The sequence below is a fragment of the Trichocoleus sp. ST-U1 genome, from assembly GCF_039961835.1.
Taxonomy (GTDB): Bacteria; Cyanobacteriota; Cyanobacteriia; order Cyanobacteriales; family FACHB-T130; genus FACHB-T130.
Genome location: NZ_JAMPJZ010000018.1, coordinates 1 through 13,108 on the forward strand (window position 1 = coordinate 1; position 13,108 = coordinate 13,108).

Consider the following 13,108-nt stretch of genomic DNA (forward strand, 5'->3'; position numbering starts at 1 on the left):
CCCCCTTATTCACCCGAACTCAACTTAATTGAAATCTTATGGAAGTTTATGAAATATGAATGGATAGAGATAGAGGCTTATCGGGACTGGAAAAGTTTAGTAAAGTATGTCAAAAATGTGCTAAAAAAAGTCGGAACCGAATATGTAATTAATTTTGCTTAAGCACTTAACTTCTCTAGCTCATACACACGCTGGATCGCAGCCATCGTGTCGAGATGATGGAAGAAACGAGCTGGAAGGTGAATTTATGACAGCATTTATACTTAATGTCTTACTTGTAATGCTGATTGAAGAGTCTGCTAAGGCAGGCTTCCGGAAGCTTAAAAAAAGTAAGGCTGTCAGACACCGGATTTCGGTGTTGTGGTTTTGTCTCTATATCAGATGGCGATCGCGCAAATAATCAACCGGGCGAATGGAATTCGCGGCTACACAGACGAAACCCGCCTGCGCGGGTTTGAGTTTTTTAGGATGATCGGTAGGACGCGATCGCGTAACCTAGCCTTGAAAGCGCGAACTGATAAGTCAGCACCTCGCGATCGCATTCCCTACACACCTAAGAAACAGATGACGAAAGCAGAAATCTTGGCAGCACTTAGCAGATGACAACTGAAGAAAGTTTGGAAATCATTGCAGTTGCTTCTCGGATGATTCGGGAAGAAATAGAACAGAAGGATAGGCGCAAAGCCGAGATAGAGCAATGGCTAACAGCATTTCTAAAACCCGCGCAGGCGGGTTTCGTTTGTATAGCCGCGAATTCCATTCGCCACGAATATTTTGATTCAGCAGAAATTTTTACATCAAATTCGGTCTTAATTGCCAAAAACCTGATTTTTCAACCGTTAAACTAAACAATAGTGCAGATGTACTGCTACTTCTCATAAAAGGTATGGCGCTATAGCCTGAATGATCCCACAGCAACTGGTTCTCAAAAATTTCCTCAGCTACCGCGAGGCTACCTTAGAGTTTAGCGGTCTACATACCGCCTGTATTTGCGGTTCTAATGGTGCGGGTAAATCTTCCCTCTTGGAAGCGATCACCTGGACGATTTGGGGTGAAAGCCGCGCTGCAACAGAAGACGATGTCATCCACGCCGGGGCGAAAGAAGTTCGGGTTGATTTCACCTTCCAATGCGATCGCCAAACCTATCGCATCATTCGCACCCGCATCCGGGGACAAGGTGGATCGCTGGAATTTCAAGTCCAATCATCCGGCGATTTTCGCTCTTTAACCGGGCGCGGAATCCGGGCGACGCAGGAAGCGATCGTCCATCACCTCAAGCTGGATTACGACACTTTTGTGAATTCGGCTTATCTGCGTCAAGGACGGGCGGATGAGTTTATGCTCAAGCGTCCCAGCGAACGGAAAGAAATTCTCGCGGATTTGCTGAAACTGTCTCAATATGAAGAATTGGCAGAACAGGCGAAAGATTTATCCCGCCAATTAAAAGGACAGGCGGAGCAATTGGATCAGAATTTGCAGACGATCAAGCAACAACTGCAACAAAAAGATGCGATCGCTCAACAACAACCAATTCTGGAAACTCAACTAGCGGAATTACAGCAAGCCCAAACTGTTGACAATGAAAAAGTCCAAAGTTTGCTCGCAATCCAGCATCAGCGGCAAACTTGGGAACAACAACTAAGCTTTGTTCGGCAGCAATATCAAAATCTCACAAAAGATTGCGATCGCTATCGCCAAGAAATTGCCACAACTCAACTGCAACAACAACAATTAGAAGCTTTACTGAATCAAAAAGAACAAATTACAGCGGGGTATGCTCACTACCAAGATTTGCAAACCCAGGAAGAAACGCTTACCGCTAAGTCACAAGCTTACCAAGATGCCCAACAGCAACGGCAACAACTCCAAAGACGGCTTGAGCAGCAAATTAACGAACTTAACCTGCAACTCCGACAAGCGCAAGGACAGCTAGAAGCAGTGCGGCAATCTAGGGCAGATATTCAGCAAATCCTCAGCCGCACCGAAGAAGTAGAAGCCGGATTAAAACAACTCCAAGAGGCGCGGGGTTATGTCAGTTATCTCGATCGGTTGCAGTTACAAGTCGCCCCCCTGGTGCAACGTCGCGGACAGGTGCAGATGGAACTCGATCGCTCTCAAGCGCGATTATCTGCCAGATTAGAAGAACTTCGCAAATCTGCTGCCCAATTGCAAGACAGGCAAAAACGCTTACCTCAATTGCAACAACAATTACAACAAGTTCAAAGTCAAATTCAGCAACTTGACAAAAAGCGCGTCTATCAGGAACGGGTGCAGGAGAAGGAGCTGCAACAGCGGAGTTCTCGCGATCGCCTTCAGGCGGCTCAAAAAGAATGCGAAACTAAACTTGCAGAAATCGACCAAAAATTGCAACTGATCCAGACGCCAAATGCGAGTTGTCCTTTATGCGATCGCCCTCTCGACGAACACCACTGGCAGCTAGTGGTGCAAAAAACCCACGATCAGCAACAGGGAATTCAAGATCAATTCTGGGATGTAGAGGGGCTACTCGCGGTTTGTGAGTACCAGTTACAGGGGTTGCGGAAGGAAATTACCGAAATTGCCCAAGCATTGGCAAACTACGATTCCTTGCGCGAACAACGGGGACAGTTAGCCGCGGAAAGTTCTGCGATGGCTGAAATCCAGACGCGCCTGCAACAAATTGAGGTAGAAAAGCAACAAATTGAGCGATCGCTTGCCTCTGGTAACTATGCACCGGATCGACAAGAAGAACTGCGCCACCTTGAGCAACAGTTGCAACAACTTAACTACAATGAGCAAGACCATGCCCTCGCCAGAGGTGAGGTAGAGCGCTGGCGCTGGGCAGAAATTAAGCAAGCAGAAGTTAAACAAGCGCAGCGGCGTCAGGCTCAGATAGACGCTCAGATGCCAGAATTGGTGGCGAAAATTGCGAATCTGCAATCGCAAATGCAGCAACTGCAAGTAAATTCGGAATTATCGCGGCAGATTGAAGCACTCGATCGAGAAATGGCGGAAATTGGTTACGAGCGATCGCAGCACGACGCCCTCAGAACCGCTTTACGCAAGTCGCAGTCGTGGCAAGTCCGCTATCAGGAACTCGCTTCAGCGCAGCAGCAATATCCTTCTTTATTAAAGCGATCGCAAGATTTGGAGCAATCGTTGCAAATGCGATCGCAAGATTTGCAACAGATGACGACTCAAATAGACACCACCGTTCGACAGTTGCAACAAACACCCGATACGAAAGCCGAAATTATAACGATTGAACAGCAGATACAGCGGCGGCGTCTGCAACTCGACGAGAAGCAACGCCAGTTAGGAAGCTTGCAACAACAACAACATTTTCTAGAAACGCTTCAAACTCAGCATGACGCACTCACTGCTCAGCACGCCAAGGTACGACAGCAATATCGCGTTTATCAGGAATTAGGGCAAGCTTTTGGCAAAAATGGCATCCAGACGCTGATGATTGAGAATATTCTGCCTCAATTGGAAGCAGAAACCAATACTCTCCTCTCTCGGCTTAGTGGGAACCAGTTACACGTACAGTTTGTTACTCAGAAAGCAGGGCGGAGTGGGCGCTCCGCAAAAAAAGCCAGCAAAATGATTGACACTTTAGATATTTTAATTGCCGATGCTCGCGGCACTCGTCCTTACGAAACTTATTCTGGCGGAGAAGCGTTTCGGATTAACTTTGCGATTCGTCTAGCTTTAGCGAAATTGTTGGCGCAGCGTGCGGGAACGGCATTGCAAATGCTGATTATTGACGAGGGATTTGGCACCCAAGATGCGGAAGGATGCGATCGCTTGATTGCCGCAATTAATGCGATCGCGCCTGACTTCGCCTGCATCCTCACCGTCACCCATATGCCGCAATTCAAAGAAGCCTTCCAGACTCGGATTGAAGTGTATAAAACCCCCAGCGGTTCTCACTTGAGCTTGGTGCTGTAGGAAGCTAACCCTCTAATCGCGTTCCCTACGGTGTATACACAAGTTAGCAGACCTCTCCCCCAACCCCTCTCCGAAGCGGAGCGGGGTTGGGGGAGAGGTCTGGAGGGTTAGGTAAGTGCAACCCGAACCCTAATGTTCGGACTTCTCACCCTAGTTCACCCACTCAGGCGATACCCATCGCTACGGGGAGCGCTACGATCAAAGTAAGAGGAAAGAAAAACCCAACAGCATCTTCCTCCAGGCTGAATTTTCAGCCATTCTTCTCACTCCTAAGGGAGGACTTAATGATTCGATTTCTGGTTAGCGTGCTTGTGTTCGTGATCGACACGCTTTATCGCGATCGCCCTTATCAGCGCTTCTACGTGCTAGAAACAGTAGCTCGCGTCCCCTATTTTTCCTTCCTATCAGTTTTACACCTTTACGAAACCCTCGGTTGGTGGCGAAAAGCTGACTGGCTCAAGGTTCACTTCGCTGAATCTTGGAATGAAATGCACCACCTACTGATTATGGAATCGTTAGGGGGAAACCAACATTGGAGCGATCGCTTCCTTGCCCAAACCACAGCCCTGTTCTACTACTGGGTAGTTGTAGGACTTTACATCGCGTCGCCCCGCACCGCCTATAACTTCATGGAAATGGTGGAAGAACACGCCCATCATACCTACGACGCCTTCTTGCGCGAGCATGAAGCCGAATTGAAAACCAAACCCGCGCCCCAAGTTGCGATCAACTACTACCGGGACGGCGATCTCTACCTATTTGATGAATTTCAAACCGGCGTAGTCCCCGAATCTCGCCGCCCTGCGGTTGATAACCTCTATGACGTTTTCGTCAACATCCGGGATGACGAAGGCGAACACGTCAAAACCATGATGGCGTGTCAAAAAGCGGATGCTCAGAAAACCTTTAAGAGTCCCCACTCTCTCCCTTATTCGGAACAGCAGGTTGTACTGCCTCTAGTGACAGACGCTGAGCTTGAGCGCGAGTTAGCTGATTCTCCCTTTTAAGTAGTAGTTAATTGGCTATTCTCTTGCTTGCTAGCCGGTGCTAGAGCATTAGTAGCGGAATTTTAAAGAACCCCACCCCAAACCTTCCCGCTGGGGTGGAGTTCTTTAATTTGCATTTTTTAAAAGGCTGAAGATGCTCTCGATTTTTTGAGCCAACACGCACACAGTTGAGCATTATTCCCCAAAACACCAGGCAAAAAATATCAAAATTCCTACCATCACTAACCAGTGGGGGATTGAGACTAAATTCAAAATGCTCAAAGGAAATAGAACTAAAACTTCTGAAAAAAACCAGCTGGTGATAAACAGCAGCATCATCAAGATAACGAGGGGCATACAACCTCCTAGAAACTAGAACGACATAAAAAAATGGTGATTAATGTGGCAGACACACAGCTGTCACCTATACTGCCCTCAGAGACAATAGTTTTGATTACAACGATAAGTAGGCTTATCTATATTCCGTACTCATCTACGGAGAGAAAATAAATACCGTAGTTGAGAAGAGGTACTTGCCATGCAATTTAGGCGTTTTGGAATTCTAGCTTTACTGACCGTTTTCAGCGCTACAGCCGTTTTAGCAAAAGAAGCAAATTTTGACCGTTTGATTGTTGATGGAAGTGGCAAGGCATCTGTGACTGGTTATACCAGCGGAGCATTCTCCCTGTCAGCGATCGCGAATCGCGATCGCCAGAACAACCCCTGTATTGGTTATGGGGGCGACGAAACTCCCGACCATATCATGGTGGTGAAGAAAGGTTTCCCCAATCTGACAGTAAAAGTAAATACTGGAGGCAAGGACAGCACTCTAGTCATCAAGGGGCCTGATGGTACCATTCGCTGTGGCGATGACACGGGTTCCAACAAAGATGCGAGTATCACAGACTCAGACTGGAAATCAGGCAACTATAGTATTTGGGTAGGTTCCATCAAAGAGCGGCAAAGATGGGATTATACGCTTTCTGTGCAACCAGAATAGAACCCCAGATTTTTTAGATGATTTAGAGTCTAAGTCTTGACCTGTCATCATTCTCACACCGCCATCCAAAATTTAAAACTTCGGTGCGGTTCCCCTACCTTAGAAACTCACTCGGAACGATATGATAGTGAGTGGTCTGTAGTGCCAAAATGGATATCCACTCGTGCTATCTACGCTTCTAGCTGACTTTCGCATCATCTTCGAGCGCGATCCAGCAGCCCGTAACTGGCTGGAGGTTTTATTTTGCTATCCCGGTTTGCAAGCGCTGCTATTTCATCGCCTTGCACACTGGCTAAGACTACTGGGAATCCCCTTCATCCCCCGGTTGATTTCCCACTTAGCTCGCTTTTTTACCGGCATTGAAATCCACCCTGGTGCCGTAATCGGGCGGGGCGTTTTTATTGACCACGGCATGGGTGTGGTAATTGGTGAAACCGCCATTGTGGGAGATTATGCTCTGATCTATCAGGGCGTTACGCTAGGCGGTACTGGGAAAGAAAGTGGCAAGCGTCACCCTACCTTGGGGGAAAATGTCGTAGTCGGTGCTGGTGCCAAAGTTCTCGGCAATCTTCAAATCGGCAATAATGTCCGCATTGGTGCTGGCTCGGTTGTATTGCGCGATGTTCCTTCGGATTGTACGGTAGTAGGCGTTCCGGGTCGGATTCTTTATCGTTCCGGCGTCCGCGTGAATCCCTTAGAACATGGAAGCCTTCCTGATTCTGAGGCTGCGGTAATTCGGGCTTTGGTTGACCGTCTGGAAGCACTAGAACAACAGGTACAAGAGTTACAACAACCGGCTCATGCCTCAATGCCTGTTCCCTTAGGAGCCGGACATCATGTATCGGATATCCCAGCCGCAGCAGCGCCCAGTTGTCGTGTGCAAGATGGATTGATCCGGCAATTCTTAGATGGTTCTGGGATTTGAGTAATTAAAAATTAGAAATTAAAAATGGAATTTCTCAATTTTTAATTTTGCGTTTTTAATTCTTACGGATTTACGGCTTGAATAGACCAAGCTTGAGAACTTTCGAGGCGATAAAGACTTCGGTTTTGGGGATCGCCTCGCAACTCCAAATGATCGACCTGTACGGGTTCTAGTAGTAGGAGACAAAAACTCTCTAGCGGCTTTTGGGGGTCGGGTGGCGGCGGAGAAAAAGTGCTGACATCGGCTCTCCTTTCTCTGGGATGGGGCCAACCAAATTGCAGGCGAGCGGCGTCGGAAAGGTCTTGCCAAGACACCTGACGCGCTTGCTGGAGCAGTGAATCAGGATGATTGGCTCCTACCAGCGTCAGCGTCCCAGCGAGGCGAAATTGTTCGCGAGTGGTGGTAAAGTACCAGCAAGCTTCTGCCCAAGGGTGATGCTCGATTTGATCGGCTTTCTGGCTGCGAGAATCGGTGACAAATTTTAATTGGTTGGTATTGTCTAAAAATCCCCGAAAGACGAGCGTGCGGTTAGCAGGACGCCCATCAGCCTGGATGGTGGCTAGCTGTAAGTAGCGAGAATGGGGTTCGCTACGGTTACGGTGTAGGGCACCCGAAAGAAGCGATCGCCAGGGAGCAAGCATCATCGTCAAGAGTTCATCCCCATTACCAATTACCCATTTTCCAAAATATCAGTTTAGTATCTTGAGTTGTTTGATAGTCGTTTCCTGGCGCTCCTTTAACGGATTTGGGAAAATTAACGCGATCGCAATCTGGTAACTTTGCAGCTTGCTACCCTCCGATTTGATGAGCGAAATGACTGCGACAGGGCGTATTTGTAACTGGGAAGATCCTGTCCATTGCGCTCGTGAATTAAGTTTGCTGGTGAACTTTTGCACCGCCTCTCAAAAAGGTAATTGAAACCCAGACAGTAATCTCAAACGACGGGAAAGGGCGGCTGCCAATCGCCCTTAATTTTTGCCTTTTGACGAGCTTTTAACTATTACGACTGTGACCAATTAAGCCGCTCAATGGGGTATTTTACCGTACCAATTTTATCTAGAAAGCCACACGGATAGCGCAATTTCCTCGATTTTTCAAGCTTTGACCCCATATCTGCGATCGCGTATAGTAAGTGATCTGTGAATTTTCCCAAAACCAATCAGACTTGACCTATGGTTCGAGAGCTTGAGCGAGTAATCCAGACGAGCCGGTTTCCTGAAACGGCACCGGCTGCGAATCCTGTATTTTTTAGGACGTACAGCCGTCGCACCCAATCGGGGCGCGAGACTTGGGATGAAGTGTGCGATCGCACGATTAGGGCGTTGACGAAGCTTGGCAAGCTCACCCCTAAAGAAGCTGACACGATCGATCGCATGCAGCGCCAGATGAAAGCTCTTGCCTCTGGACGTTGGCTCTGGGTGGGCGGCAGCGAGTGGATTGAAAGACCCGAAAACTTCTCAGGAGCCTACAACTGCACCAGCACCAATGTAGTAGACTGGCGTGCCTTCGGTCTGATGATGGATTTGGCAATGATGGGGTGTGGCACTGGAGCCGTTCTCGAACCAAAATACATTAATCAACTGCCACAAATTCGCAATCGCCTTGTGGTGACGGTACAAGGTGAGATTGGCTCTACTCCTGCGTTGCAGCGCCGCGAACTGACAGAAGTGAAAGTAGAGGGCGAAAAAGTCAAAATTTACGTCGGAGACAGTCGCCAAGGCTGGGTTAAGTCTTATCAAACTTTGCTGGAATTATCGAGCGATGAGCGCTTCACAGCAGAAGTACAGGTATCCATCGACCTCAGCGATGTCCGAGCAGCTGGAGAACCCCTCAAAGGCTTTGGTGGCGTTGCCAATCCGGTGAAGTTGTCAGGTCTTTACGAACGTTGCGCGTCAATTTTAAATAAAGCTCTAGGAAGGCGTCTGAATTCGGTTGAGTGCTGTTTATTAATAGATGAAGCCGCCGTTGTCGTGGTTGCTGGCAACGTCAGGCGCTCAGCTGGAATGAGGCAAGGTTCTAGCGATGATGAAAAATTTGCCGACGCGAAAGGCAATCTTTGGCAGCAAGATGAAAACGGCAACTGGCGCATCGATCCAGAACGGGATGCGCTTCGCATGGCAAATCACACTAGAGTTTTCCACCACAAACCCACTCTAGAAGAATGCCTTGCCTCTGTTCGTCAGCAGCATTATTCCGGGGAAGGCGCAATTCAATGGGCAGGAGAAGCAGTAGCAAGAGCCAACTGCGATCTATTAGAAACCCCTGAGCTGAAAACTGATTTTCTGCAAGCTTATAGTCAAGCTAAGGCTGAACAGTGGTTAGGAGAACACTACCCCGACCTATCTCCTGATGAGATAGAGCATCGATTAGCTCGTGTTGGTTTGAATCCTTGCGGTAGCTTAGATTTTGCCGCCTAACCTGGGAACAGGTTAGATAGTCAGAGGGTGAATTGCTGGAAGCCTAAACACCCAAAAAGGTGCAAGGTAATCAGCAGCCAAGCTCCAGATGTAAGGCAGGTAGCCCCAGAGCTGGAGAAGGTTCAGAGACTAGACCTGCGGGAAACCAATAATGGTCAGATAGCGCCCTCCACCTAGACCAGGTGAAGATATAGTCCGAGACCACTAGAAATAGTGGATAACAAAACCGGAAATCATCGGCTCAAACTTCCACTGCAACCTTTCGGAGGTTCATCTCAATCAAATTGACCCACATAACTATAAAGAACAAGAGGAAGCTTTCACGGCTGGAGCATTATCAGTCGCCTCACTGCTCAATCACGAATTTGTCGAAGAACGCTATCGAAAGTCACGGGAACTCGATCCAATTGTGGGAGTTTCTTTCACAGGATTATTTGATTTCTTTGTGAATGCCTTTGGTGTGGATTGGTTGCGCTGGTGGGAAGCAGGGAGACCGGAAACAGAGGCAGGACTAAGCTTTAAGAAACAGGAGCAGGAATATTTGACGCGCTGGCTGGAAACAGTGCATCAGGTGGTGTGGGATTATTGCGATCGCCACGGCATCAAACGCCCCAACCGCTGCACCACGGTTCAGCCTTCCGGGACAAAATCCTTGCTGACAGGCGCTTCACCGGGCTGGCATCCGCCAAAAGCTCAACGTTTTCTGCGCCGGATCACCTTCAGAAAGAATGACCCAGTTGCTCTGGCGTGTATTGACTACGGGTACAACGTGATTCCGTCTCAGTCTGATAAAGATGAAAACGGCAATCTCCTGAACGATCCCTTCGATCCCAGATGCTCGGAATGGCTGGTAGAAATCCCCGTTGCTGTCGCTTGGGCGGATTTACCGGGAGCCGATCAAATCGAGATTGGCAAGTTTAACGCGATCGCGCAAATGGATTTTTATATGCAAGTTCAAAAATTCTTTGTGCGTCACAACACCTCCGCGACCATCGAGTTGCGCGAGAGCGAGATCGAAGCGTTAGGCACTCGGATTTACGAAGCAATCCGAGACGATCAGGGTTACATCTCAGCGGCACTTCTAGCTCGCTTCGACGATCATCAGACGTTTCCGCGCTTGCCGTTTGAGCCAATCGCCAAAGAGCAGTATGAGCAGATAGTCCAGGAAGTCGAAAAGCGACGCCAGACCGAAAATTTTCATGCTGCCTTAAGTCGCTACGATTCAGGCTATTTGATGGAAGTCGGTCCCGCTGGGTGCGACTCGGATAAGTGCTTATTCTCCGACCAAAAGTCTGGCTAGAGGCGTAAACCTTGTTTTCGGGAAGATGCGATCGCATCTTCCCATACCAATACCCGCAATCGGACACGCTACGATCGACGGATAGACATCAGTTACTATCAGGCAGCAACAGGAGACTCTCAATGTTTCTCGATGAACTAACCCCGCTCTTTAAAGAATTCACTCAGCACCCAGGCGCTTTCTTAGGCGGATTGGTTTCTGGTTTACTCCGCATCAACCTGAATGATGACCCCGTGAAAACCTGGCTTGACGGACAGGCAGGTGTAGCTCCTTCCCCTACAGCTTCTTCCAACGGCAGTGGTAACGGCAAAGGTAGTGGCCCACAGTCAATTTCTATTGACTAACTTGGCATCGAAAGCTGAAGGAGGTTAAAGATAAAGACGGCTGGAAAGTTGGCAGCGGCTCAGTCGATTTTTCTGAGAAATTTAGCCTCCCTAATCTTTGAAATTCTCCCTTGGGCAATGTCTTCTGAGCCACTGCTAAAAGTCAGGGAATTTTAATAATTAGAGAACCGCTCAGCGTGTACCCTAGATCCTCTCCCACAATGAAATTAGTAGGCTATGATAGGACGAAACCTAAAAGTTCAGTCCTATTAATGGTCGGATTTGGGACTCGTGCAGCCACATTTGTGGGCTGGGTTGATGAAAATTCACCATTGGTAAATAAGTCTTGACCTGGCATTAGGGGTCACATCTAGCCATCTAGGGGTTCTGAACTTTAGTTCCTCGTTCAGCTTTATCGATCCACATGACCATTTACGTTGGAAACCTGTCTTACCAAGCGACCGAAGAAGATTTGACAGCAGTCTTTGCAGAGTACGGCGCGGTGAAGCGAGTTGTCTTACCGACAGACCGCGAAACGGGACGTATGCGCGGATTTGCTTTTGTTGAAATGACAGATGATGCCCAAGAAGACGCAGCCATCACAGAATTAGATGGGGCTGAATGGATGGGCCGTCAGCTTAGAGTGAATAAAGCACGACCCAAGGAGGACGATCGCGGCGGCGCGAGGCGAAGCAGATTTTAAGGAGAGATAGGGCGAAATCAGCACGGTTGTTTGAAAAACACTCCTGAAAAAGGACAACCGTGCTGGTTTTGTCACACATTGCCACCGCTTCTCAACACTGAGCAGAATCGATGCTGATGGCTTACACAAGAGACGAGTCGTGGCGGTGGAGAATCCGGCGGCTCGTTAAGTTCCTAAGTTCAGTCTCTAAGCTGGTAGAGCGAAACAGAAAGCTTCGCGATCGCAGATTGCTCTGTTCAATATTTCTACACCGCGATCCCAGAACTTTAGCCGTTTAGTCTCCTAGGCAAATCCCCAAACCTCTAGCAGTTTTGACTAGAGTATCGTTGGTATCTACGGCCCTGTATTGTCCAATCGCTTCAGCAATTGGCACGCTGACAATTTCGCGGTTTTGCCAGGTAACAACGCGATCGTACTTTTCCTCAGCAATCAGATCGACAGCCGCCACCCCAAAGGCAGTTGCCAGTAACCGATCCAGAGGCGAAGGCAGTCCCCCTCGCTGAACATGACCTAAAACAGTCACGCGAGTTTCTGCACCACTGGCAATCGAAATCTCCTCTGCCAAATACTGCCCGATTCCGCCTAATCGACATTCGCCGAATCGATCCATATTCTTAACTGGATTGCCTTCAGCCGTGCAAACCGCCTCTGAGACAATGACGATCGAGAAATTCTTGCCCATCGCTTGACGATTCCGAATTTTGCGACAGACATTTTCAATGGTGTAAGGAATTTCTGGGATCAAGATCACATTGGCTCCACCAGCGATCCCCGCATTCAGGGCAATATGACCGGCATCGCGCCCCATGACTTCCAGGATCATGACTCGATTGTGGCTAGCCGCAGTAAAGTGCAATCGGTCGAGGGCTTCAGTGGCGATGTTGACGGCCGTATCAAATCCGATAGAACGCTCAGTGCTACCGACATCATTATCAATAGTTTTGGGAATCCCAACTAAGTTGATCCCGCCTTGTTGCGCGAGTTTTCGGAGAATCGCTAAACTGCCGTCCCCGCCAACGCCAATTAAAGCTGACAAGCCTAGTTGATGGTATCCGGCAATAATGTCTTCTGAGCGATCGCGCAAACTTCCATCCGCCATTGGAAACGCAAAGGGATTTCCTTTGTTCGTCGTTCCCAGAACTGTACCGCCCATCGTGAGCAAGTGGTCTACCTTATCAAACTCCAGCTTGATTGCTTCTGGCGGACTGCTCATTAAGCCCAGCGTAGACCGGCAAATCCCCCACACTTCCCAGCCGTACTTACCATTTGCACAGCGGACAACTGCCCGAATCACAGCATTTAGCCCCGCACAGTCACCCCCACTGGTCAGGATTCCGATCCGTTTGTATTCTCCCATCTTGTTTTTTTGGATTGCGAGCGGTAATTATCTAATTTCAGCCTTGTTGCCTTTTAGACAATAAAGCGCGTCTAAAGATTTTATTTCTTTAGTTGATATAAAGTTAAACACCATCCTGAGAAATGGCTCCCTAAGATAGAAGGTAGAGCGACCAGGTCTTGATATGT

The 13,108-nt window shown here is 48.5% G+C and carries 13 protein-coding genes and 2 pseudogenes; 12 read left to right on the forward strand and 3 right to left on the reverse strand.

Annotated features, from left to right (window positions below):
* The 6 genes from NDA06_RS09275 to NDA06_RS09300 all read left to right on the forward strand — a co-directional run.
* A partial coding sequence (locus NDA06_RS09275; protein ID WP_190985828.1) for a transposase occupies nucleotides 1–162 on the forward strand: 162 nt, incomplete at its 5' end.
* An 85-nt stretch (nucleotides 163–247) separates the two neighbouring features.
* Entirely contained in the window at nucleotides 248–400 is a 153-nt protein-coding gene (locus tag NDA06_RS09280; protein ID WP_190677271.1) for a hypothetical protein, read from the forward strand.
* Entirely contained in the window at nucleotides 367–603 is a 237-nt protein-coding gene (locus tag NDA06_RS09285; RefSeq protein WP_190986117.1) for a hypothetical protein, read from the forward strand. The genes NDA06_RS09280 and NDA06_RS09285 overlap by 34 nt, the downstream gene beginning before the upstream one ends.
* A complete protein-coding gene (locus NDA06_RS09290; protein WP_190986118.1) occupies nucleotides 600–848 on the forward strand; it encodes a hypothetical protein in 249 nt (82 codons plus the stop codon). Before NDA06_RS09285 ends, NDA06_RS09290 begins: the two co-directional genes overlap by 4 nt.
* Before the next feature lie 55 nt (nucleotides 849–903).
* Nucleotides 904–3,930: an exonuclease subunit SbcC gene (sbcC, locus tag NDA06_RS09295; protein ID WP_190986119.1), complete on the forward strand. Its 3,027-nt coding sequence runs from the start codon at nucleotides 904–906 to the stop codon at nucleotides 3,928–3,930.
* Nucleotides 3,931–4,214: 284 nt separating this feature from the next.
* The gene (locus NDA06_RS09300) at nucleotides 4,215–4,937 is read left to right on the forward strand and encodes an alternative oxidase (protein ID WP_190437738.1); all 723 of its coding nucleotides are present in this window, start codon (nucleotides 4,215–4,217) and stop codon (nucleotides 4,935–4,937) included.
* A 174-nt stretch (nucleotides 4,938–5,111) separates the two neighbouring features.
* On the opposite strand, the gene NDA06_RS09305 is transcribed toward NDA06_RS09300, so the two are convergent.
* Nucleotides 5,112–5,273 carry a hypothetical protein gene (locus tag NDA06_RS09305; RefSeq protein ID WP_190986120.1) on the reverse strand — a complete coding sequence of 54 codons (162 nt, stop codon included), beginning with the start codon at nucleotides 5,271–5,273 and terminating at the stop codon, nucleotides 5,112–5,114.
* 181 nt (nucleotides 5,274–5,454) lie between these two features.
* Here NDA06_RS09305 and NDA06_RS09310 point away from each other — a divergent pair, with 181 nt between their 5' ends.
* Nucleotides 5,455–5,916 carry a hypothetical protein gene (locus NDA06_RS09310; RefSeq protein ID WP_190410359.1) on the forward strand — a complete coding sequence of 154 codons (462 nt, stop codon included), beginning with the start codon at nucleotides 5,455–5,457 and terminating at the stop codon, nucleotides 5,914–5,916.
* Nucleotides 5,917–6,079: 163 nt separating this feature from the next.
* Entirely contained in the window at nucleotides 6,080–6,841 is a 762-nt protein-coding gene (gene cysE / locus NDA06_RS09315) for a serine O-acetyltransferase (protein WP_190410358.1), read from the forward strand.
* 62 nt (nucleotides 6,842–6,903) lie between these two features.
* Here the strand turns inward: cysE and NDA06_RS09320 are convergent, their stop codons facing one another.
* Nucleotides 6,904–7,485, reverse strand: a complete 582-nt coding sequence (locus NDA06_RS09320; protein WP_190410357.1) for an Npun_F5749 family FMN-dependent PPOX-type flavoprotein — start codon at nucleotides 7,483–7,485, stop codon at nucleotides 6,904–6,906.
* A 528-nt stretch (nucleotides 7,486–8,013) separates the two neighbouring features.
* On the opposite strand from NDA06_RS09320, the pseudogene nrdJ (NDA06_RS09325) reads away from it, so the two are divergent.
* The 4 genes and pseudogenes from nrdJ (NDA06_RS09325) to NDA06_RS09340 form a co-directional block, all read left to right on the forward strand.
* Nucleotides 8,014–9,243: pseudogene (gene nrdJ, locus NDA06_RS09325) on the forward strand (ribonucleoside-triphosphate reductase, adenosylcobalamin-dependent); the annotation flags it as partial.
* 244 nt (nucleotides 9,244–9,487) lie between these two features.
* Nucleotides 9,488–10,558: pseudogene (nrdJ, locus tag NDA06_RS09330) on the forward strand (ribonucleoside-triphosphate reductase, adenosylcobalamin-dependent); the annotation flags it as partial.
* A gap of 122 nt (nucleotides 10,559–10,680) precedes the next feature.
* Complete coding sequence (locus NDA06_RS09335; protein WP_190410355.1) at nucleotides 10,681–10,902, forward strand: hypothetical protein; 222 nt, start codon at nucleotides 10,681–10,683, stop codon at nucleotides 10,900–10,902.
* A 403-nt stretch (nucleotides 10,903–11,305) separates the two neighbouring features.
* On the forward strand, nucleotides 11,306–11,584 hold the full coding sequence (locus NDA06_RS09340; RefSeq protein ID WP_190410354.1) for an RNA-binding protein: 279 nt from the start codon (nucleotides 11,306–11,308) through the stop codon (nucleotides 11,582–11,584).
* Nucleotides 11,585–11,858: 274 nt separating this feature from the next.
* Here NDA06_RS09340 and NDA06_RS09345 read toward each other — a convergent pair whose 3' ends face one another.
* Nucleotides 11,859–12,941 (reverse strand): ATP-dependent 6-phosphofructokinase, encoded by a 1,083-nt coding sequence (locus tag NDA06_RS09345; RefSeq protein ID WP_190677261.1) that lies wholly within the window; start codon nucleotides 12,939–12,941, stop codon nucleotides 11,859–11,861.
* Nucleotides 12,942–13,108 lie beyond the last annotated feature (167 nt).